Genomic DNA, 21,013 nt, shown 5'->3' with positions numbered 1-21,013 from the left:
GGAGACTTCGGCGCGCGGATGGCCTCTCGCCGCGCAAGCGATTCGTCGCCTCGTGACGCGGCGCGTTGAAAGCGCTTCTTCGAGCTGAGACGAAGCGACGCAACCTTGAGAGATGTGCAACATCGATGAGCAACAATTCGACCTCGATCACGCTCGTTCGCGGCCTTGGTCTGATCGCCGCCATTTCCATCGTCGTCGGCAACGTCATCGGCACTGGCGTCTTCCTGAAAGCGCGCGTGATGACCTGCAACGTCGAGACGCCCGGCATGGTCCTGACGGTCTGGGTCGTTGCCGGATTGCTTAGCTTGGCCGGGGCACTCACCTACGCGGAACTGGCTGCGATGATGCCACATGCCGGCGGCGAGTACGTCTTTTTGCGTGAATCCTACGGGTCGCGGTTGGCCTTTCTCTATGGCTGGATGCAGATCTTCATCGCCAAGACCGGCTCGCAAGCCTCGGTTGCGGTCGCTTTCGCCATCTTTCTGAACGTTCTGACCGGTGGCGCGCTCGACCGCGAAATCTTCGCGTTGGATCTGTTCGGATGGCGGCTTCCTTTCGGGCGCGTGCAGATCGTCGCACTGGGAATAATCGCGTTGCTGACTGCCGTCAACTGCGCGGCAGTGGTAGTTAGCGGTTGGGTGGCAACCTTCTTGACGGTGATCAAAATCGCGCTCGTTCTCGGCGTCGGATTGGGCGCTTTTCTCTTCGCGCCGGGCGACTTCGCGCACTTCGGCATGAGCAACGCGGGCGGCACATGCGACGGCGTCGAACCGGCGGCGCGCGCTGGTCTCGCCGGCTTCAGCGCTGCCATGCTCGGCGCGCTTTGGGGCTACGACGGATGGAACAACGTCACGCTCGTCGCCGGCGAGGTCAAGAATCCGCAGCGCGACATTCCGCTCGCGCTCATCGGCGGAACGAGTCTCATCATACTGCTCTACGTCTTCGTCAACGCGGCCTATTTCTACGCGCTCACACCGACGGAAGTGGCGAGCGTGTCGCCCAACTCGTCGGTGGCGACCGAAGTAACCAGTCGGTTTCTCGGTTCTCTCGCCACGGGACTCATCGCCGCCGCCTTGATGGCCTCGTCCATCGGCACGCTGCACACTTCGATCTTGACGGGCGCGCGCGTCCCCTTTGCGATGGCCCGCGATGGACTATTCCTTCAAAGCCTCGCCAAGCTCTCAGCGCGCAGCCGCGTCCCCATCGGCGCGCTCATCGCGCAAGCCATCTGGGCCGGTTTGCTGGCGCTCTCCGGCTCATTCGATACGCTGACCGACTACGTCATCTTCGGTTCATGGATCTTCTACGGATTGACAACCAGCGCCGTCTTCGTCTTAAGGCGTCGCCGTCCTGACGTTCCGCGTCCATATCGCGCTTGGGGCTATCCGGTGGTGCCTGCGCTCTTCCTCGTCGTCACGGCATGGCTGCTCGTGATGACGTTGAAGACGGCGCCGCTTCGCTCGTTCATCGGATTGGGGTTGATCGCTCTTGGACTTCCGGTCTATTGGTACATCACGCGACGGCATGCAGCGCGCGAGCCGGAGAAGATCTTCGCCGATCCGAAGTGATCTGCACAGCAAAGCGGCGCGCACCATAGCCTCCGTCGTCGCCTATTAGCGCTCCTCGGTGGCCCTCGACGCCTTTGCGCGCCGCCCGCCGTGCGAAGCGCTCGTGAGGGGGTCGCGCCAGAGAGTTGACTTTTGCGCAACCGACGACTCAAACTTCTTCGCGACTATTTTCGAGGAGAAGAACCGGTGGCAGCACCGAACATCGAGACCATCGCACAACTAGCCAAACGTCGCGGCTTCGTCTTTCCGTCAGCCGAGATTTACGGCGGACTGGCCAGCGCTTGGGACTACGGACCGCTCGGCGTGGAGATTTCAAACAACGTCAAGCGCGCGTGGTGGCGCTGGATGGTTTACGAGCGCGATGACATCGAAGGGTTGGATTCGGCGATCATCCTGAACCGTCTGGTCTGGAAGTACTCCGGCCATGAAGATACCTTCAGCGATCCACTGGTCGATTGCCGCGACTGCAAAAGCCGCTTGCGCGCCGACAAACTGGAGAACGCTTCGGGTCTGCCCATCGAACAAGCGATCGCGGCGCGACTCGTCAAGTGTCCCAACTGCGGCTCGACTGATTTGACCGAGCCGCGTCCGTTCAATTTGATGTTCCGCACACAGGTTGGACCAGTTGCAGCGGAAGATGATCCTTCGGCGCTGGCTTACCTTCGGCCCGAAACGGCGCAAGGCATCTTCATCAACTTTTTGAACGTGCAACGGACGGCGCGGCGTAAACTCCCGTTCGGCATCGCGCAGATCGGCAAATCTTTTCGCAACGAAGTCACGCCCGGCAATTTCATCTTCCGCACGCGCGAGTTCGAGCAGATGGAGATGGAGTATTTCGTTCGCCCGGGCGAGGATGAGCGGTGGCATGATTACTGGATCGAGCAGTGCTTCAACTGGTACGTCGGTCTCGGCTTGGATCCGAAGAATCTCCGCCTTTACGAACAACCGCCCGAAGAACTGGCCCACTATTCCAAACGCACGGTGGACATCCAGTACCGTTTCTTCCCCGAACGAGCACAGGAAGAAAAGCAGTGGGACGAACTGATGGGCATCGCCAACCGGACCGATTTCGATCTGCGCGCTCACTCCAAAGGGCCGGTTGATGCGGAGGGCAAACGCCTCAATCCGGATTCGACCGAGGATCTATCCTATTTCGACGAAGCGACGCGCGAACGTTTCTACCCTTACGTGATCGAACCGGCGGCAGGAGTCAACCGCTCCGTGCTCGCCTTCTTGATGGACGCTTACACGGAGAAAGAGAGCGAACGCGGCGAAAAGCGCATCGTGCTTCGGCTTCATCCGGAGCTGGCACCGATCAAGGTGGCCGTGTTGCCGCTCGCCAAGAACAAGCCGGAGATCGTGCGTTTGGCCAAAGAGATCAAGCGAATGCTGCAACCGGCGATGCGCACTGTTTACGACGATACGGCGGGCATCGGCAAACTCTACGCACGACAGGACGAGATCGGAACGCCTTATTGCGTCACCGTCGACCACCAATCGCTAGAAGATGAAGCCGTCACAGTGCGCGACCGCGACACGTGGCAGCAAGTGCGCGTCAAGGTTTCTGAACTCGAAGCGCACCTCAAAAAACGCTTGAATATCAAGTGCTAGAAAGATGCGCTGCCGCCCGTCGCGCGAAAATGGTCTTTGGAAGAATCGCTTGCAGCTCAGCTATCGGAAAGCCGACGACGGCGGAACACGCTTTGGAGCGTTGAAATGGCAGTTTTCAAAAAGCTGAATCAACAGACGGAATCGCGCCTTCTGCTCGAAGCGAGCGAAGAGGTAGCGCTTCCTCCGGCTGAAGTGGACGCTGGCGCTGTCGTCATGCAATTCGAGCAATGGCGTCCGTTCATCGCTGAACTGCTCGAAGAGTTGCGTGCCGGAACGACCGCGGAGCCGGTGCCCGTGATGAACGACGAAGCGACTTTCGCCGTGCACGGGCGCACGCGCACCTTCTGGGTGAAGATATGGCACGCTTCGGCTGAACGAACGCGCATCGAACGGGTGCAGGTGCTAAGCTGCTTGCCCCTCGCGCGCGGCGTTCAGGTCATCGCCGGCCCACCTTTCGACGAAGATGAAGCGGAAGACGAGGATGAAGAAACCGGGTACGAAGAAGACGAGTAACGAACCGTTTCTCTGGGCCTTTGCGATTTGACGGTCTTCGCGTTCGAGATTTGGCGGCGAGATGAGTCGGAAGCAGATCAACCAAACCGAACGGCAAATGAAAAATGCGTTGCTCGTGCGCGCGCTGCTTCTTCCGACCGTTCTTCTCACTGCCGCCTTGTTCGGCGGCTTACGCATCGCGGGCGAAAATTTGACGACGCTCTTTCTTCCGCCGCCGCTCATCGCGCTGCTGCTCGCCTCGTTGCTTCTGCTCCTGTTCATCCGCGGGCGTTTGATCGAACTTCGCGATTGGTTCTCATACGAGTTTTCGACGACGACCAATCTCTCGCACGCGCTCACGCTGCTAGCGCTCTTCTTCGCTTCAGCGCAAGCCTTCAACGCCGTGCTGCCTGAACGCGGCTTCTTTCATTGGCTTCTCTCCTTCTTCCTCTTGTGGACGCTATGGAACAACTTGTTCGCGCCGTTCGACGCGCGGCGGTTGCTACGCAGCCTTGCCGTTCTATTCGGCACCGCCTTTTTGCTCAAACACTTACTGCTCGCCAATCTCGGCTCACCTGAAGGCGGTTGGCTCAAACGCATTGCAAGCGCGCTTCTTGAAGGTGCAACGCTCGGAACGGTGGAAACCGAACGCTTCGCTCCAGCCACCGGCTACATCGCCTTTTTCGCCGTTGCGCTGTACATCGTCGGGCTCATCTTGATAGCGCTGCAACCCAGAACTGACGAACGAGGACGCGAGACGGCGACGCCGCTGCCGAAACATGACGGACCGCCAGCGGGTCTGCTCGATCAGTGAAACGGCGCAAGGCAGCGCGACTCGAAGTCGCCCTCGTGCGGGACGTGCATCGCTCAATCGGCGAAGCGGTCCAACGAGCTACTGAACGTGTGCAGTCCAGACTCGGCAACCTAGAAGTCCGTAACCGTTCTGGGAGAAGTAGCCCGGAAAACCGCAGAGCGTATATCACGGCACCACTTGCGCGCGCGTGAGTTATCAGGCGAAAGCGAACGCGCATTTGTTTGATTGCAGGCTCATGTGGTAACTTTCCGGCTCGCTTCTTGAAGCACAAGGCATCTTCTGCTGATGCCGAGCAAGGAATGAGGAGGGCGGCCTTCCAACGAGGGGGGATGCTATGAGCACGGCGACTGCTTTGCAACTGATGTGCGATGGACTGCGCGCCAACGTCGATGCGATCACACTCACTTGGGTGCAACGAGTCAAGCGTAATCCAGAGATCGAATCGGATGAAGATTTAACTCTTTCGCAACTGGTAGATCACATCCCGGAGATGATCGAGGAGATCTGCGATCTGTTGACGCAAGAGGAGGATTTGGACTTCGAGAAGATTCGCGCTGCGACCAAGCATGGGTTCATGCGTTCGGCGGAAGGCTACTCCTTGAGCGAACTGCTGCGCGAACTGGAGCTGCTGCGCGATTGCATCTTCGGTTTTCTCGCCGACTACATCGCCGACAAGCGCCTTTCATCGCAAGACGCGGTGCGCGCGCTGCGCCGCATCAATCGCTATTTCAGCGATGATGTGCTATTCGTCGTCGATCACTACTTGAAACGCAGCGAAAATCCACGGCTGACATCGGGATAGCGAGGTTTGCGTCTGTCCGAACCAAAAGAGCGTGAGATTGAGCTTCGTCATGCGTCGGAGCCGTTGGTTTTCGTCATCGACATCGGCTCATCCAGCGTTCGCGCGTCGCTCTTTGATGCGTGCGGACGCGAGATACAAGCGACGCAGGCCAAAAGGTCTTGGGGCTTCCGCGCGAGCCAAGAGGGCGCCTCTGAGATCGCTGCCGAAGAGCTTTTCGCAACGGTCACGTCCACCGTGGACGAGGCGCTTCGGCTCGTGCCGCGCGAGCTTCGCTTTGCTGAAGTCGCCATCTCCTGTTTCTGGCACAGCCTCGTTGTCCTCGACGACGCGGGGCGCGCGTTGACGCCGGTTCTGGGTTGGGCCGACACGCGCGCACGCGCAGCCGCCGCTCTGCTACGCGCGCGACTGGACGAAGCGGAAACGCATCATCGCACGGGTTGCCGGTTCCATCCGAGCTATTGGCCAGCGAAGATCCTATGGTTGCGCGAGCAGCGAGAAGAGATCGTCAGGCGCGCAGCAAGGTTCGGTTCGTTCAGCGAGTTCCTGACTGGACGCTTGTTGGACCGCTCGGTGATGAGCGTTTCGATGGCGGCAGGGACGGGGCTGTTCGACCAACACCGTTGCGTTTGGGATGAGCGGTTGATCGCTGCACTCGGATTGCGTCGAGAATCTTTCCCAAAGGTGGAAGATACGCGCGAAGCGATCGCACGTCTTGCGCCCGAATGGTCCGCGCGCTGGCCGCAGTTAAGCGAGGCGCGTTGGCATGCCCCGTTCGCCGATGGGGCGACGAGCAACATCGGCGAGAACTGTTCAACGCCAGAACGAGCCGTCATAATGATCGGCACGTCGGGGGCGATGCGCGTTCTATTCGAGGGGAAGCCGCCTCGCTCGCTGCCTTTGGGTCTGTGGTGTTATCGCTTGGATGGCAGAAGAGTGGTCGTCGGCGGAGCGCTCTCTGATGGCGGAAACTTGCGCGAGTGGTTGAGCCGTTCGCTAGCGCTCGAAGCGACAACGCTGGAAGAGGGACTCGCACAGCTTGCGCCCGACGAACACGGCTTGACTGTGCTCCCTTTCTGGTCCGGCGAACGGAGCACGGGGTGGCACGCCGAAGCGCGCGGAGCGATTCTCGGGTTGTCCATGCGCACGCGTCCGATTGACATCGCGCGCGCAACGCTCGAAGCCGTCGCCTATCGCTTCGCTGCCATCGCCGACCACTTGCGCGCGCTTTTCCCCGTCTCGCAGATCGTCGCTTCGGGCGGCGCGTTGCAAAACTCGCCGTTTTGGGCGCAACTGCTCGCCGACGTCTTCGCGCATCCGGTCGAGCTTTCGCGCGTGCGCGAAGCTTCGAGTCGCGGCGCGGCTCTGCTCGCGCTCGAAGCGTCGGGGATGCTGTCGCTTCGCGGCCCATCGCCGACGATCGCCCGTCGGTTCGTCCCAGATCAAGATCGCGCCGCGCGCTACGCCGCCGCGCGTGCACGACACGAACGGCTCTACCGTCTGGTGCTTGAAAGCCAGACGGCTTAATCAGCGGCAAGCAAATGCGCAAAGCTGGTTACATGCTTGAAGCTGAGACGCAGCTTCTGCTATGGCGAGCAAACGAGTAAAGGTGCATACGTATTCGGGGATGGAGGTTTTGGATCAACGGCGCTTGCCGAAACCGCGACCGGCAAACATTCCGTTTGAGTTCGTGAGTCGGGATTTTGGATGATCTTCGAGGGAGAGGAAGAAGTGGGCACTGCAACGCAAACGACCGCACTCGATCAACTTTGTATCAACACGATTCGCACGTTGGCGCTCGACGCCGTCCAGCAAGCCAAATCGGGTCATCCGGGCTTGCCGATGGGCGCCGCGCCGATGGCCTATGTCCTGTGGACGCGTTTCCTTCGCCATAATCCGCGCAACCCTAAGTGGGCCAATCGCGACCGATTCTTGCTCTCTGCAGGGCATGGCTCGATGCTCCTTTACGCGCTCCTTTATTTGACCGGTTACGACCTTTCGCTCGACGAAATCAAACGTTTCCGCCAGTGGGGTTCGAAAACGCCAGGCCACCCGGAGAACGCGCTGACGCCGGGCGTCGAAATCACGACCGGGCCGCTCGGCCAAGGATTTGCCAACGGCGTCGGCATGGCCATTGGTCAGGCTCATCTAGCCGCGCGGTTCAATCGCCCCGATTTCCCGCTGCTCGACCATCACATCTACGCCATCGTCTCCGATGGCGACTTGATGGAAGGCGTCGCTGCAGAGGCCGCTTCGCTTGCCGGACACCTCAAACTCGGTAAACTCATCTACCTCTACGACAACAACCGCGTGACCATCGACGGCTCGACCGATCTCGCTTTCACCGAAGATGTCGTTCGGCGTTTCGAAGCCTACGGCTGGCATACGCAAACGGTGGAAGACGGCAACGATCTGGAATCGATTGAACGTGCCATACGCGAAGCGCAAGCCGCGACCGATCGCCCGTCGCTCATCTCGGTTCGCACGATCATCGGCTATGGGCTTCCAACGCAAGGGACGCACAAAGCGCACTCGGATCCGCCGGGCGAAGAAGCCGTGCGGGAAGCGAAACGTCGGCTCGGCTGGCCCGAAGATCGAACCTTCTATGTGCCGGAAGAGGCGCTGGCCCACTTTCGCAAAGCCGTCGAACACGGCGCGCAGCTTGAAGCCGAGTGGAACGCGCTCGTTGAAGAGTACGGACGCGCCTATCCGGAGCTGGCACGCCAGTGGCGGCTCTTTATGAGCGGCGAATTGCCTGAAGGTTGGGAGAAGGACCTTCCAAGCTTCGAAGATGCTAAACCGATGGCAACGCGGCAAGCTTCAGGCGAAGTGCTCAACGCGATCGCGCCATCCCTTCCGATGCTTATCGGCGGATCGGCTGACCTGACCGGCTCGAACAACACGGAGATCAAATCGAGCCGCGATTTTCAAGCTGGATCATACGACGGGCGCAACATCCATTTCGGCGTGCGCGAGCACGCGATGGGCGCGTGCTTGACCGGCATCAGTCTGAATGGCGGGTTGATCCCTTTCGGCGGGACGTTCCTCGTCTTCTCCGACTACATGAAGGCTTCGATTCGTCTCGCCGCCCTATCGGAAGCGCAAGTCATCTACATCTTCACGCACGATTCAATCGGTTTGGGCGAAGATGGACCGACACATCAACCGGTCGAACAGCTCGCGGGCTTGCGCGCCGTTCCGCACCTTTACGTCATCCGTCCGGCTGATCCACACGAGGTGCGCGAAGCGTGGCGCGTCGCCATCTTGCGCCGCCGTGCGCCGACGGCGCTGGCGCTCTCACGGCAAAAAGTCCCCATCATAGATCGTCAGCGCTACGCCTCAGCAGAAGGGTTGCGATGCGGCGCTTACATCTTGGCCGAAGCCGAAGATGAACGTGGCGAGCGCGCAGCGCCTGAGTTGATTCTGATCGCCACGGGATCAGAGGTCCATCTTGCGCTCGAAGCGCGCGAAGATTTGCAACGGGATGGCATTCGCACGCGCGTCGTCTCTTTCCCTTGTTGGGAGCTATTTGAAGATCAGGATGAAAGCTACCGCAACGAAGTCCTGCCGCCGCACGCGACGGCGCGATTGGCGATCGAAGCTGGAGCGCGTCTGGGTTGGGATCGCTACATCGGACCACAGGGCGACGTCATCAGCTTGGATCGCTTCGGCGCCTCGGCTCCGGGCGAAGTGGCCATGCGCGAACTAGGATTCAGCGTCGAAAACGTCATCGCACGCGCACGTCGCGTGCTCGACAAAGCGAGATAGTCGCGGGCGTTTTATAGAAGGGAGGATAGCTCGCCGAAGCTCCTCGTTTCAAACGACTGGCTTTGGATTTCCATCTTTCTCGAGACCGAAGATCGCTGAACGCTGTTCTCAAGCGGCATGGGGTGGGAGAACTGACGGCGAAATGAGTTCCGTTCCAAGTGATGCGATCAAAAGCGAAACCTTTAAAAGGGCGACGAGGATGAAGATCGCTGTTGGCGCTGATCATGCTGGAGTGCCGCTCAACGAGCGGGTCATCGAAGCGCTTCGCGCCGCTGGGCATGACATCTTAGATTTCGGCACGCACGACGCATCGCAACCGGATGACTATCCGGACTATGCGCGCATGGTCGGCGAAGCGGTGCGCACCGGGCAGGCCGAACTCGGCATACTCGTTTGCGGGAGCGGCGTCGGCGCTTGCGTCGCGGCGAACAAGCTGCGCGGCATCCGCGCCGCGCTTTGCAGCGACACCTATTCTGCCCGTCAATCGCGCGAGCATGACGATTGCAACGTGCTTTGCCTCGGCGCGCGCGTCATCGGCGTAGAGCTCGCACTGGAGATCGTGCGCGCTTTCGTCGGCGCGCGCTTCACCGGCGAAGAACGACATCTTCGCCGTCTGCGAAAGGTGATGGAGATCGAAGAGCGCGAAAGCCGTCTTTGACCCCTTTCGGCAGGCCCGTTATCTTCCGACACGCGCTGAAGACGCGCTTCAACATCCTTGTCGGGCACGGGTGAGGGACAAGTTTCATCGCGCGGCGCCGCCCGATCGCAGCCTATGCAATGCTTCAACTGGATCCGCGGCCCGCATCAACGTTTCTCCGACGAGAAAAGCGCGGTAGCCCATCCGGCGCAAAGCGGCGATTTCACCCGCGTCGCCGATGCCGCTTTCGCTGACGAGCAACACGCCGTCGTTTGAAGCGGCGCGTCGGGCGATTCGAACCGAAGTTTCGAGCGAAACGTCGAACGTGCGCAGATTGCGGTTGTTGACGCCGATCAAGCTCGCGCCGCAAGTGCGCGCTCGTTCGAACTCCTCGACCGTGTGGACTTCGACCAAAGCGTCCATCCCCAAGCGCTCTTCGATCACCGAGCGGAGAGCGACGAGCGAACGGTCGTCCAACGCGGCGACGATCAACAGCACGGCGTCGGCTCCGGCTACCGCCGCCTCATAGATCTGGTATTCATCGAAGATGAAGTCCTTGCGCAAGATCGGAAGCTCGACCGCAGCGCGTACAGCTCGCAGATCATCGAGCGAACCGCGAAAATAGTCCTCTTCCGTTAGAACGGAGATCGCTGCTGCTCCGCCCGCGGCGTATTTCAGCGCGAGCGCTGCGGGATCGACTTCGGCTTTGATCACCCCTTTCGATGGCGAAGCGCGCTTGATCTCAGCGATGATGTTCACCTCGTCCCGCGCCAACGTCGAACGAAGATGGTGCGGCGGACGTTTCCGCCGTTGAGCGTGCGCCTCTTCCACGAGCGCTTCCGCGCTGTTCGCAGCTCGCCCCTGCTCGACGCGCTTCTTTTTCGCTCGAACGATCTCAGTCAGTGTATCCGACATCGCTTTTGAAGATGATCCGATTGACTCGAAAGCTGCAGATTGAACGCTCTTACCCGTCCAGTTTTGTGCTCATCATCCGAGTCCGATTGACTCGGAAGATGCAGATTGAATCCCCGCTTAAGCCCTCGCTGCTCGGGTCGTCGCTTCGATGAGCGCTTCGAGCTTTCCGAGCGCCGCGCCGGATTCAATGCTCTCTTCAGCAAGCTGCGCCGCTTGGCGCAAACTCTCCGCGCGACCGCCGACCAAGAGCGCCGCAGCGGCGTTGGCGACGACGAGCGCGCGGGCGGCATCGCGCCTTCTGCCTTCGAGCACGTCGCGGATGATGCGCGCGTTCGCTTGCGCGTCGCCTCCGCGCAACTCGTCAAGCGCGCTCCGCGCCAGACCGAAATCCTCCGGCGCGATTTCGAACGACCTCACTTCGCCCCCCGCTGCTTCCGCGACGATCGTCCGGTCAGCGAGCGTCACTTCGTCCAATCCGTCGCGCCCGTGCACGACCCAAGCGCGCGTCGTTCCCAGCAGCGCCAAAGTTCGTGCGATCAACTCGATCAAACCCACATGCCAGACGCCGATGATCTGTCGCGGCGCGCCCGCCGGATTGGTGAGCGGACCGAGAAGATTGAAGGTCGTATGCACGCCCAGTTCGCGCCGCACGCCGACGACGCGCGCCGTCGCCCGATGGTAGAGCGGCGCAAACATGAAGCAGATGCCGATTTCGTTCAAACACCTTTCCGAAACTTCCGGCGCGACGGCGACATTCACGCCGAGCGCCGTGAGCACATCGGCGCTGCCGGAACGCGAAGTGGCTGCGCGGCTCCCGTGCTTGGCGACGGGCAGTCCGGCTCCGGCGATGACAAACGCCGCCGCCGTCGAAACGTTGAAGGTTTTGGCGTAACTCGATCCGGTGCCCGCCGTATCGATGAACTCGGCGTGGCGCGAATGGATGCGTGCGGCGCGCGCGCGCATCGCTTCGGCTAGGCCAGCGAGTTCTTCCACCGTTTCGCCTTTGACCGCCAAAGCGACGAGCGCGGCGGCGATCTGCGCATCGGTGGCATCGCCGTCGAGCAACGCATCGAGAAGCTGCGCCGCCTCTGCGCGGTTTAAATTCTCGCCGCGCATCAAACGCAACAACAACGCCTTGATTCCGGTCGCTGGTGGCTCATCGCGCCTTTGCGGCGTCGGGAGCAACCAAGTCGGACGTCCGAAGCTCGTTATACGTTCTTCGCTCATCGTCATCTTTTGTCAAGCCGTTCAACGCTCGATCGATTCGGCTTACAACATCGAAGGATCGCTCACAGATGCTCCAAGCTCCAACGCCGATCACAACTTTCGTTTTCACAGTTTCAGGAAGTTCGCCAACAAGCGTTTGCCTTCTGTCGTCAAAGCCGATTCGGGATGAAACTGCACGCCTTCGACCTTGACCTCGCGATGACGCAGGCCCATGATGATGCCATCCGGCGTCGTCGCCGAGATCTCTAAACAAGCGGGCAGCGACGTGCGCTCGACGATCAGCGAATGGTAGCGTCCGGCTTGAAAGCCGTAAGGCAAATCCTGAAAGATCGTTCGCCCGTCGTGACACACTTCCGACGTCTTGCCGTGCATCGGTTCTGGCGCGCGCACGACGCGCCCGCCAAAGACCTGCCCGATGGCTTGATGTCCGAGACAAACGCCTAGAATGGGCATCCGTCCGCTGAAGCGGCGAATCACGTCGAGCGTGATGCCTGCTGTGTCGGGCGTCCCCGGCCCAGGCGAGATGACGATCCGCTCAGGCGCCAATCGTTCGATCTCATCGAGCGTGATTTCGTCGTTGCGCCGCACGGTGAGACGCGCGCCGAGTTCGCCCAAGTATTGGACCAGATTGTAAGTGAAAGAATCGTAGTTATCGATCACCAAGATCATATTCGTCACCCGTCGCCGATTTCACCTTTGCGCCGCTTGTTTGATCGATCGCGCGATCCCTTCGTGACGGCCTTGATCGGCCCACCAAACGGCGTCTTTGCCGCGCCAGTCGCGCAAACGCGGATCGGCACCGCGCTCCAACAAGAGCCGAACGATCTCGGCTCTGCCCTTGGCCGCGGCGATCATCAGGGCTGTTCCCTTCACGTCGTTGCGCGCATTGACATCAGCTCCGCGATCGAGCAGCGCCCGCGCCATCTCCTCGCTGCCCATGAAAGCGGCCCAGTGAAGCGGAGTCAGCCCGTTGTCGTCGCGCGCTTCGATCTGCGCGCCGCGATCGAGCAGCATCCGGACCAGCTCTTGATCATCGCTCCAAGCAGCGTACATTAGCGCCGTCGCGCCGTTGACGGGCGAGCGAGAATTGACGTCGACGCCGCCATCGAGCAGGGCACGGACGATCCCTTTCTTGCCGTCGCGTACGGCGCGCATGAGCGGAGTCAAGCCATCGCGCCCCGTGGAATTTGCGTCCGCCTTCGCTTCGAGCAAGACGCGAACGATATCGGGATGATCTTTGGCAACGGCCATCAAGAGCGCGGTCTCGCCTTGCTCATTGCGCGCGTTCGGATTCATTCCAGCCGTCAAAAAGAGTTTCACCATTCCGATACGCCCATCGCGAACGACATCAAGGAAATCGCGTTCGCTAAACGAGAGCCCGCGCAGCGCAAGCTCCTGTCGCGCCGTGTCGGGAGTCGGTTTCATGGGAGGACGCGCGGCGCACCCGGCGAGCAGCAGCGAGAACGCAATGCCGAGCGGAGCGGAGATGTCGCGCATACCAAGACGAAGGACAGTTTTGCCGCGCGCCCGATCCAGTCGCACGTAGACCGAGAAGAGTTGAACGATGGTCACACGCACCATCGCGTCCAACCTCCGCGATCCAGTGTGAGACATCATCTCGCTTTTGGCCATCATGGTCTTCGGGGAGCGAGTCGCTTACAAGCCGTTTTCAGCCCATTCGATAGCGCGCAGCAACGCGCTCGCTTTGTTGACCGTCTCTTCGTACTCGCGTTCGGGAACGGAATCGGCGACGATGCCAGCCCCAGCTTGCACCTCCGCTCGATCTCGACGCAGATGCATCGTCCGAATCGCAATGCATGAATCGAGGTTATCGGCATAATCGGCGTAAAATACCGTTCCGGCATAGATACCACGCCGGCTCGGTTCGAGTTCGTCGATGATCTGCATGGCGCGCACTTTGGGGGCGCCCGTCACAGTTCCAGCCGGGAAGCAAGAGGCGAGCGCGTCGAACCGGTCCAGATCATCGCGCAGGCGCGCGCGCAACCCTGTGACCAGATGCTGCACGTGCGAGTATTTCTCGATCGTCATTAGATCCGTGATTTCGACCGAACCGAAGTCGGCGACCCGCCCGAGGTCGTTGCGCCCTAGATCAACGAGCATCATGTGCTCGGCGACCTCTTTTTCATCGGCGCGCATCTCCTCACCAAGCAACCAATCTTCCGCTTCGGTCGCGCCGCGCTTGCGCGTGCCCGCAATAGGCCGGTAGTCGAGCCGCTGACCGCGACAGCGAACGAGCATTTCGGGCGAAGCGCCGATGATCGCTTCCTCGCCGAAACGCAAAAAGAACATGTACGGCGAGGGATTCAAAACACGCAAGGCGCGATAGATCTCGACCGGATCAGCCGTCACCTCGGTCGTGAACCGTTGCGATAGGACTACTTGATAGCAATCGCCAGCGAAGATGTACTCGCGTGCGCGCTGAACCGCTTCTTGAAACCCTTCGCGCGTCCAATTGGCTCGAAAGCACGGAGGGGTCGCCGCGCGCCTTCGGGAACCGACCTTGAGCGGTGAACTATCGTTCAGCTTCCGCTCGATGCGTTCGGTCTCGTTCGCCGCTGCCTCGTACAGCGCGCGCAAGCGTCCGACGTCGCCGCTAGCTTCATCTGTGAAGACGACGGTCGTGATGGCGATCTGCTGCCGCGCGCGATCGAAAGCGAGCACCGTACGGAAGAACATCACTCTCGCTTCGTCTTCGGTCGCTTCGTCGCCGCGGTCGAGCACCGGTTCAAACCAACGCGCTGCATCATAGGCAAGGAAACCAACGGCGCCGCCAGCGAAAGGGGCTAGTCCGCTGCGTCGAGCTAACTTCTTCTCCCCGAAGTATCGTCGCAAGAAATCCACGGCATGCACGCCTTCGAGCCGTTCGGTCAAACCATCCCCGCGCTCGATGACGGTCGTGCGTCGGCGTCCGCGCACGATCATCTCCGGATTAGCGCCGAGGAAAGAGTAACGGGCGACGCGCTCGCCCCCTTCGACTGATTCGAGCAGAAAGGCGTGACGCGCCCCGTCGGCGAGACGCAAAAAAGCGCTGACTGGCGTCTGCAAATCGGCGAGAACGGTGCGTACGACCGGCACGACGTTGCCGCGTTCGGTCTCGCGCAAAAACTCTTCGAAAGTTGAAGGATAGAGCGTGTTCATGTCTGTCACTTGAACGGCAGCGAGATGCTGCGCGCTTTTCTCAAATAGATCCGTCAAGATGTTTGCCGCCGACTAAAAGGAGAGTTAGCGTGACCAGCGCCACGCCGGAATGGGACGACCAAGAAGAGAGTCGCGTCCGTTCAGCATGCGCTGCATTCTACTCGCTAAAGAGGCTTTCAGGCAATCTCGGCGCGTGAAAGCGACGCGCACTCTGCTCGAATCAACAGACGATGGGCCTCTTTTGTCCGATCTCCGAATCTCATTCGGCGGACGACTCTGGCCGAAAGTTAACGCGCGCCCTTTAAGCCACGCGCAATGCCTCTTGCAACGTGAAGCGTCCTTCGTAGAGCGCCTTGCCGATGATGACGCTATCGATGCCGCAAGCACGCACCTCTTTCAAGCGTCGAATATCATCCAGCGACGACACGCCGCCAGATGCCGTCACCTTCAATCCGGACGCACGCGCAATGGCACACGTCTGCTCGATGTTGACGCCCGTCAACGTGCCGTCGCGCGTCACGTCCGTGTAAACGATGCGATCCACGCCCGCATCAGCCACGCGCTGCGCCAATTCGATGGCCGAGAGCCGCTCTTCCTTCTCCCACCCGTGAGTGACGACCTGACCATTGCGCGCATCTATGCCGACGGCGATGCGAAAACCGAAGAGTTGCACGAAAAGTTCGAGCGTCTCGGGCGATTCGGCGGCCAGCGTCCCGATGACGACCTGCGCCGCGCCGTACTCGATCATCTGTTGAACGTCGTGCACGGAACGCAATCCGCCGCCGAATTGCACGGGGATCTCCACAGCGCGGATGATCCGCCGCACGACCTTGCGATTGACCGAATTCGGCCCCTCGAAAGCGCCATCGAGATCAACCACGTGAATCATGCGCGCGCCTGCATCCTCGAAGCTTTTGGCCACCTCGACCGGATCGGCGTCGTAAACTTTAACGGCTGTCCTGCTCCCTTGCGTCAGACGCACGCAGCGTCCCTCTTTCAAATCGATTGCCGGAATGATCAACATCTTCCTCTCATCGCGCAAGCTCTCACACGCGCCTGCTAGTTCTTCCTTTTCGGTGTCCGCTGCGGCGTCGGGCTGGCCTCATCGGCCATCACGTCGGGGGTGATCGGCAGCGGTTCCGGTTCGTTGTTCTCCCCCGTAGCGGCCTCACGCCCCTGATGCAATTGGTCCATCACCGCAACCGCTTCGCGCTGTGCCTCTGCGTTGTCCGGATCGTAGCGCAGCGCCGTGCTGTAATCTCTGAGCGCCTCTTGCAGGCGACCTGCCACCCGCCGCGCGTTGGCGCGCGCAAGATAGGCGCGAGAGAGAGCTACCCTGACGTCATCATCGCCGGGGTTGGCGACCGCCTCCTGCTCCAATCTCTCGATTTCGGCATCTAGCCGCGCGGGGTCGAGCGGCTGATCGATCTTTTCCGCCCGCGCGATGTTTCCGTTGCCGCTCGCCTCGCTCTGCTTCCGCTGCGCGCACGCTGCGCACAAAACGAGCGTGAGCGCACAGCAGAAAGCGACCGAACCACCGCTCACTTTCCAAAGATCGAGCAAGACGCAACCTCGCGCCGCACCTAACATCACGATCCTCCTGCAATGTATGGACGCGATTGCACGACGTAGAGCTGCCCGCGCATATACGCCCATTCGACGTCTTGATCCCGCCCACCGAAGACACGTTTCAACGCGAGTCCGACGCGCGCTAGCCGGCGCGCCAGTTCATCGGTGAGCACCGCGCGTTCGCCTGTGATCGGGACCTCTTTGACTCCGCCGCGTTCGTCGAACGTCAAGAGGCTATCTTCTTCCGATCGCGTCAGGACTTGAACCGTATCGGTCGCCGGTCGGTAGATCACCTGCTCGGCGATCTTCTGACCTTCGACCACCTTGATGCCAAGGCCACGCTTGGCGCTGATATAGACGGCATCGCGATTTGCCGCGTTGAACGGATCGGTGGTGATCATCACGCCAGCGCTATCGGCGTTGATCCCCTCTTGAATGATCACTGCCATGAAGACTTTGCTGTGATCGATGCCAGCGCGCTCGCGTGCTTCGTAGGCTTCAAAATTCCAGACCGATCCCCACACGGTTTTGATCGCGTCGATCAACTGCTCATCCGTGCGCACATTGGGCACCGTAGTGTATAGCCCCGCGCCGTTGAAGTTCGGCAGGTCTTCCGAGTTGGTCGAACTGCGAACGAATAGGCCCTTGCCTTGAAACTCCCGTCTGACGCGCGCCAAAACCGACGCTCGCAATCGCGCGTTCATGCGCCCCTGCTTGAATCGCTCGCGCAGCGCGGCCAATTGTTCTCGCCGGTAGGCCGGATCGTGGACGAAGCGTTGATCGTTCAAAAGCTCGTAGATCTTCTCGTCGAGTCCGTTTTCACGGACGAATTGATCGTAGTAGAAAAACGGGATTGTAAACCCCCGCGGCACGATGACGCCAGTGACGCGCGCGGCGATCACCTCGCCGAGGTTGGCCGATTTCGCTCCGTAACGGACGACATCCGTCGCACGTTGTTCATCCAACCGGGCCAAGCGCCGCGTCGTCAGATCGAACCGCGGCGTCATGATGTCGCGTCGCGCTTGCAGTCGTCGCTGATATTCGTCGAGTTGGTTGAGGTCGGCCCGTTTGATCGCGTAGGAATCGGGTTTCGTCTCGAACGTCACCCACCAGCCATCGTATTCCTTTAGCAGTTCCGTCGCATTCTTGATGTAAGCGTTCGGCACGCCCCACGACTTGGCGAGCAGATTGACGTGCGAAAGAGGCGTCGAAGGCTTCGCAACGATGATCCCGGCGACGGGCGGCAGGTGCAGTGGCACTTCATCGAGAACGACGATCTCGTTGAAATGTATATCCGTGTGTTCGTCCAGTTTCTTGATGATGTGTATGCGACCGATGCTGCGGGCGACGTTGAGCGGTTGATATTCCTGTTCGCGCAGGATGTCGGCGGCGGAGATGCGTTCAAGGCCGGCGATTTTGGCCGCCTCTTGCTCTTGCTGCGTGGAGTTCGGTTTGAAGGCGACCGGCTCGAAGAAGGTCTGCTGAATCTTTTCGGCAGCGAGCGCGATCAATTCGGCGTTGATGCGGTCCCCTTCCCAAAACTCGAAGGTCCAACGCTTGATCGGCGTTTGATAGGCGAGCGTGCCCAAGATGAAGCGCCGGTTCGGTTTCAGATAGTTGTTGTCGAAAAAGTCCTGCCCGCGTTCGAGCGAAAGGTACGTCCCGTTGACGAAGTCCCGATGAAAACGGTAACGCTTCGAATTGACGTAGTAGATGCGATTCGCCTGCTGGCGATCGATCACGAAAAGAAGGTGCGGCAGCGGCACGTTCGCGTCCGTGTAAACACGCGCTAGCAAGTCGAACTCGGTGCGCGAGCGTATGGCCGATAACGAATCCGGTTCGGCGCCGGTCTGCGGCAGCGCCGACGCTGCGAGCGCGAAAATCCCGAACGCCAGAAATCGGGCGACGTTGGATCTCATCGAAACTTCATCTCCGACTTTCCAATCAACTCGCATCAGCAGCGATTTCGCCGATCAACTTGCTCCCTTCGCTTTCGAGCGTCTCCACCAGCTCGTCCACGTGCCGCTGTGCAGTCAGAAAACTGTTGATGTTGACGCGCAACGCGCGCCGCCCATGCAACACGGTCGAAGCGAACCAAGCTCGTCCGCTTCGCTCGATCCGCTGCTGTAACTCCTGTTGCAAGCGATCAATGGCCGCCCCATCGCACGAACCTAAGCGAGCGGGCGTAAAGCGAAAACAGCAGACGGCTGTTTCAACCTCGCCAACGCGCCTGAAATCCCGAAGCGCATCGAGGCGCGCGGCGAAATACCTCGTTAATTCGATCTGCCGTTCGATGATTTCGGCGTACCCCCTCTTGCCTAAACTCTTGAGCGCCATCCAGAGCTTGAGCGCGTTGAAGCGGCGCGTTCCCAATTGCCCGTAACGATGAAAATCGTATTCGGTATCGATCCCACCGCGCGCTTCGCTCATGTATTCCGGCGTCGTATCGAACGAAGCGCGCAACACGCTCTTGCCGTCGCGCACGAGCACTGCCGCACAAGCGAAGGGGACGAACATCCACTTGTGCGGATCGATAGTGATCGACTCGGCGCGCTCAATGCCGCGCAAACGCTCTCGGTGCGCATCCGAAAAGAGCAAAGCGCCGCCGTAGGCCGCATCGACGTGGAACCAGAGGCCATGTTCTTCAGCGACATCGGCTAGCTGGTCCAGCGGGTCGACCGCTCCGGTGGAGGTCGCCCCAGCCACGCCGACCACAGCGAGCGGCGTGCGTCCCTGCGCCAAATCTTCGCTGATGGCATGCCGCAATCGGTCCACGCGCACGTGAAACCGTTCGTCGGATTCTATGCGCCGCAACGCCCTTCTCCCAAGGCCAAGGATATCGACGCTTTTATCGAACGAATAATGGCACTGCTCTGAGGCGTAGACGACGAGGTCGCCCGCAACCCGCACGCCTTGTTCGCGCGTTCGCTCGACGCGATCGCGGGCGCACTTGAGCGCGACGAGGTTGGCTTCTGAGCCGCCGCTTGTAAGCGTGCCGAAAGCTTTCGCGTCGTAGCCAGCAAGCTCGCATAGCCAGCGGATGACGCGCGTTTCGACGACGCTCGCCGAAGGCGAGTTGCGCCACGCGGCGCCGTTTTGATTGATCGCCGAGCAGAGCGCATCAGCCCACACGGCGATGGGAAGCGGCGTCGGATTGAACAGCCCGTAGTAGCGCGGACTTGGGATGTTCATCGCGTGTGGAAGGATGTCGCGGGCAAAACGCGCGAGCAGTTCGTCGGGCGCGCTGCCCTCGACGGGCAACGGTTCGTCGAAGAGCTTTTCGAGTTCTTGTGGCGTCGCCGTTGAACAAACGCGCGTCTCTTCCAAGCAACGCACGTACTCGCTGATGAGCCGCGCAACCTCTCGACCGAGCGCTTCATGCTCGGAAGCCAACCGGTCCGTTGTGCATGATGGATTTCCCATTCGCTCCGAGAAACGGTAAATTCTCCCTCAAGATGCACGAGAAGACGACCGAAGAGTTCGCGCGCGCGCTCGACCGTCATGCCGCAGAGTTCGGCGTGCGCTTGGAGCGCGAACAAACGGCGCAACTGTGCGCCTATTACGAAATCTTCGCGACGTGGAACGCACGGCTCCATCTGGTCGCACCGTGTTCGCCAACCGAATTCGCCACACGCCACGTGCTCGAATCGTTGACGGCAGCGGCCCACTTTCCGCCAAACGCGAGGGTCACTGATGTCGGTTCGGGCGCTGGATTGCCGCTCATCCCATGCCTGATCGTGCGCCCTGATGCGCAAGGCACGTTCGTCGAAGCTTCGCGCAAAAAAGCGATCTTCCTGCGCGAAGCATTGCGCGCAACCGCCGTCGGAAGAGCGCAAGTCATCGCCGAACGATTTGAGAATCTTCCGTCACCTGCAGCCGATGTGATCACTTGTCGCGCGCTCGAACGCTTCAGCCGCATGCTTCCGCAGCTCATCAAATGGGCGCCACCGGCAAGCGCCTTGCTCCTTTTCGGCGGACCGGAGCTGAGCGCGCAGCTCAACGATCTCGGGGTGCCACATGAACGCGCGGCGTTGCCACGTTCACGGCAGCGTCTTCTGCTCATCGTTCCCCCTCGAAGCGATGAGGCTCCCGGTCGCGAATCAGATCACCGCTGAAAATCTCGATCACGCCCTTGACCGTACCGACAACGGGCATCACATCGAGACCGACGTGGACCAGCCCGCGCAGCACCCCCTTCTTCCTGATCTCGTAACCGGCAAGCCCCAAAGCGACTGCGGTGCCGATCACGGGGATCGGTTTGATCAAACGTTTGGCCACGCGCCATCCAGCGGCGCGTGCCACCCGACGTCCAAGGCTCGATGCCATCAATGCTGCTCCCTTCGACTGACTCCGGACATGGCTCGATCCTGCGCGCGGCCTTGCTGCAAACCGCTCTGTGCACAAGCCCTCATTTTGATCACAACTTCGCCTGCCAATGCCCCTAGAGATTCTCC

General features: G+C 60.5%; 19 protein-coding genes. 9 read left to right on the top strand and 10 right to left on the bottom strand.

The window, feature by feature from the left end:
* Window positions 1–125: 125 nt before the first annotated feature.
* From C4334_RS02005 to rpiB, 8 genes are all read left to right on the top strand, one after another.
* On the top strand, window positions 126–1,568 hold the full coding sequence (locus tag C4334_RS02005; protein ID WP_352430407.1) for an APC family permease: 1,443 nt from the start codon (window positions 126–128) through the stop codon (window positions 1,566–1,568).
* Between the two features lie 186 nt (window positions 1,569–1,754).
* The gene (locus tag C4334_RS02000) at window positions 1,755–3,179 is read left to right on the top strand and encodes a glycine--tRNA ligase (RefSeq protein ID WP_352430406.1); all 1,425 of its coding nucleotides are present in this window, start codon (window positions 1,755–1,757) and stop codon (window positions 3,177–3,179) included.
* A 105-nt stretch (window positions 3,180–3,284) separates the two neighbouring features.
* The gene (locus C4334_RS01995; protein WP_352430405.1) at window positions 3,285–3,692 is read left to right on the top strand and encodes a hypothetical protein; all 408 of its coding nucleotides are present in this window, start codon (window positions 3,285–3,287) and stop codon (window positions 3,690–3,692) included.
* Between the two features lie 61 nt (window positions 3,693–3,753).
* Complete coding sequence (locus C4334_RS01990; protein WP_352430404.1) at window positions 3,754–4,485, top strand: hypothetical protein; 732 nt, start codon at window positions 3,754–3,756, stop codon at window positions 4,483–4,485.
* A 334-nt stretch (window positions 4,486–4,819) separates the two neighbouring features.
* Entirely contained in the window at window positions 4,820–5,287 is a 468-nt protein-coding gene (locus C4334_RS01985; RefSeq protein ID WP_352430403.1) for an RsbRD N-terminal domain-containing protein, read from the top strand.
* Window positions 5,288–5,350: 63 nt separating this feature from the next.
* Window positions 5,351–6,811: a gluconokinase gene (locus tag C4334_RS01980; RefSeq protein WP_352430402.1), complete on the top strand. Its 1,461-nt coding sequence runs from the start codon at window positions 5,351–5,353 to the stop codon at window positions 6,809–6,811.
* A 180-nt stretch (window positions 6,812–6,991) separates the two neighbouring features.
* Window positions 6,992–9,052 carry a transketolase gene (tkt, locus tag C4334_RS01975; RefSeq protein WP_352430401.1) on the top strand — a complete coding sequence of 687 codons (2,061 nt, stop codon included), beginning with the start codon at window positions 6,992–6,994 and terminating at the stop codon, window positions 9,050–9,052.
* A gap of 199 nt (window positions 9,053–9,251) precedes the next feature.
* Window positions 9,252–9,710: a ribose 5-phosphate isomerase B gene (gene rpiB / locus C4334_RS01970; RefSeq protein ID WP_352430400.1), complete on the top strand. Its 459-nt coding sequence runs from the start codon at window positions 9,252–9,254 to the stop codon at window positions 9,708–9,710.
* Between the two features lie 84 nt (window positions 9,711–9,794).
* On the opposite strand, the gene trpC is transcribed toward rpiB, so the two are convergent.
* The 9 genes from trpC to C4334_RS01925 form a co-directional block, all read right to left on the bottom strand.
* Window positions 9,795–10,604, bottom strand: coding sequence for an indole-3-glycerol phosphate synthase TrpC (gene trpC / locus C4334_RS01965; protein ID WP_352430399.1), 810 nt, complete (start codon window positions 10,602–10,604; stop codon window positions 9,795–9,797).
* Between the two features lie 117 nt (window positions 10,605–10,721).
* On the bottom strand, window positions 10,722–11,831 hold the full coding sequence (trpD, locus tag C4334_RS01960) for an anthranilate phosphoribosyltransferase (protein WP_352430398.1): 1,110 nt from the start codon (window positions 11,829–11,831) through the stop codon (window positions 10,722–10,724).
* 105 nt (window positions 11,832–11,936) lie between these two features.
* Complete coding sequence (locus tag C4334_RS01955) at window positions 11,937–12,500, bottom strand: anthranilate synthase component II (RefSeq protein WP_352430397.1); 564 nt, start codon at window positions 12,498–12,500, stop codon at window positions 11,937–11,939.
* Window positions 12,501–12,521: 21 nt separating this feature from the next.
* Window positions 12,522–13,412 carry an ankyrin repeat domain-containing protein gene (locus C4334_RS01950; RefSeq protein WP_352430396.1) on the bottom strand — a complete coding sequence of 297 codons (891 nt, stop codon included), beginning with the start codon at window positions 13,410–13,412 and terminating at the stop codon, window positions 12,522–12,524.
* Window positions 13,413–13,487: 75 nt separating this feature from the next.
* Window positions 13,488–15,047: an anthranilate synthase component I family protein gene (locus tag C4334_RS01945; protein ID WP_352430395.1), complete on the bottom strand. Its 1,560-nt coding sequence runs from the start codon at window positions 15,045–15,047 to the stop codon at window positions 13,488–13,490.
* Between the two features lie 244 nt (window positions 15,048–15,291).
* Window positions 15,292–16,014, bottom strand: coding sequence for a 1-(5-phosphoribosyl)-5-[(5-phosphoribosylamino)methylideneamino]imidazole-4-carboxamide isomerase (gene hisA, locus C4334_RS01940; RefSeq protein ID WP_352430394.1), 723 nt, complete (start codon window positions 16,012–16,014; stop codon window positions 15,292–15,294).
* 35 nt (window positions 16,015–16,049) lie between these two features.
* The gene (locus C4334_RS01935; RefSeq protein WP_352430393.1) at window positions 16,050–16,580 is read right to left on the bottom strand and encodes a tetratricopeptide repeat protein; all 531 of its coding nucleotides are present in this window, start codon (window positions 16,578–16,580) and stop codon (window positions 16,050–16,052) included.
* A complete protein-coding gene (locus C4334_RS01930) occupies window positions 16,580–18,478 on the bottom strand; it encodes a PEP/pyruvate-binding domain-containing protein (RefSeq protein WP_352430392.1) in 1,899 nt (632 codons plus the stop codon). The genes C4334_RS01935 and C4334_RS01930 overlap by 1 nt, the downstream gene beginning before the upstream one ends.
* A gap of 25 nt (window positions 18,479–18,503) precedes the next feature.
* The gene (locus tag C4334_RS01925) at window positions 18,504–19,982 is read right to left on the bottom strand and encodes a pyridoxal phosphate-dependent decarboxylase family protein (protein ID WP_352430391.1); all 1,479 of its coding nucleotides are present in this window, start codon (window positions 19,980–19,982) and stop codon (window positions 18,504–18,506) included.
* A gap of 32 nt (window positions 19,983–20,014) precedes the next feature.
* Here C4334_RS01925 and C4334_RS01920 point away from each other — a divergent pair, with 32 nt between their 5' ends.
* Window positions 20,015–20,674 carry a 16S rRNA (guanine(527)-N(7))-methyltransferase RsmG gene (locus C4334_RS01920; RefSeq protein WP_352430390.1) on the top strand — a complete coding sequence of 220 codons (660 nt, stop codon included), beginning with the start codon at window positions 20,015–20,017 and terminating at the stop codon, window positions 20,672–20,674.
* Here the strand turns inward: C4334_RS01920 and C4334_RS01915 are convergent.
* The gene (locus tag C4334_RS01915) at window positions 20,619–20,885 is read right to left on the bottom strand and encodes a hypothetical protein (protein ID WP_352430389.1); all 267 of its coding nucleotides are present in this window, start codon (window positions 20,883–20,885) and stop codon (window positions 20,619–20,621) included. The genes C4334_RS01920 and C4334_RS01915 overlap by 56 nt on opposite strands.
* Between the last annotated feature and the right edge of the window lie 128 nt (window positions 20,886–21,013).

The organism is Pyrinomonas sp. (assembly GCF_040289685.1).
Lineage (GTDB): Bacteria > Acidobacteriota > Blastocatellia > Pyrinomonadales > Pyrinomonadaceae > Pyrinomonas.
The sequence above is the reverse complement of the archived record's forward strand: the minus strand, read 5'-3'. Positions and strand labels throughout refer to the sequence as shown.

Bases quoted from the DNA above. Each gene is read 5' to 3' on its own strand.
- C4334_RS02005 (WP_352430407.1), top strand. From the start codon at position 126: ATGAGCAACAATTCGACCTCGATCACGCTCGTTCGCGGCCTTGGTCTG.
- C4334_RS01995 (WP_352430405.1), top strand. From the start codon at position 3,285: ATGGCAGTTTTCAAAAAGCTGAATCAACAGACGGAATCGCGCCTTCTG.
- C4334_RS01990 (WP_352430404.1), top strand. From the start codon at position 3,754: ATGAGTCGGAAGCAGATCAACCAAACCGAACGGCAAATGAAAAATGCG.
- C4334_RS01985 (WP_352430403.1), top strand. From the start codon at position 4,820: ATGAGCACGGCGACTGCTTTGCAACTGATGTGCGATGGACTGCGCGCC.
- tkt (WP_352430401.1), top strand. From the start codon at position 6,992: ATGATCTTCGAGGGAGAGGAAGAAGTGGGCACTGCAACGCAAACGACC.
- rpiB (WP_352430400.1), top strand. From the start codon at position 9,252: ATGAAGATCGCTGTTGGCGCTGATCATGCTGGAGTGCCGCTCAACGAG.
- trpC (WP_352430399.1), bottom strand. From the start codon at position 10,604: ATGTCGGATACACTGACTGAGATCGTTCGAGCGAAAAAGAAGCGCGTC.
- trpD (WP_352430398.1), bottom strand. From the start codon at position 11,831: ATGAGCGAAGAACGTATAACGAGCTTCGGACGTCCGACTTGGTTGCTC.
- C4334_RS01955 (WP_352430397.1), bottom strand. From the start codon at position 12,500: ATGATCTTGGTGATCGATAACTACGATTCTTTCACTTACAATCTGGTC.
- C4334_RS01950 (WP_352430396.1), bottom strand. From the start codon at position 13,412: ATGGTGCGTGTGACCATCGTTCAACTCTTCTCGGTCTACGTGCGACTG.
- hisA (WP_352430394.1), bottom strand. From the start codon at position 16,014: ATGTTGATCATTCCGGCAATCGATTTGAAAGAGGGACGCTGCGTGCGT.
- C4334_RS01935 (WP_352430393.1), bottom strand. From the start codon at position 16,580: ATGTTAGGTGCGGCGCGAGGTTGCGTCTTGCTCGATCTTTGGAAAGTG.
- C4334_RS01930 (WP_352430392.1), bottom strand. From the start codon at position 18,478: ATGAGATCCAACGTCGCCCGATTTCTGGCGTTCGGGATTTTCGCGCTC.
- C4334_RS01925 (WP_352430391.1), bottom strand. From the start codon at position 19,982: ATGGGAAATCCATCATGCACAACGGACCGGTTGGCTTCCGAGCATGAA.
- C4334_RS01920 (WP_352430390.1), top strand. From the start codon at position 20,015: ATGCACGAGAAGACGACCGAAGAGTTCGCGCGCGCGCTCGACCGTCAT.
- C4334_RS01915 (WP_352430389.1), bottom strand. From the start codon at position 20,885: ATGGCATCGAGCCTTGGACGTCGGGTGGCACGCGCCGCTGGATGGCGC.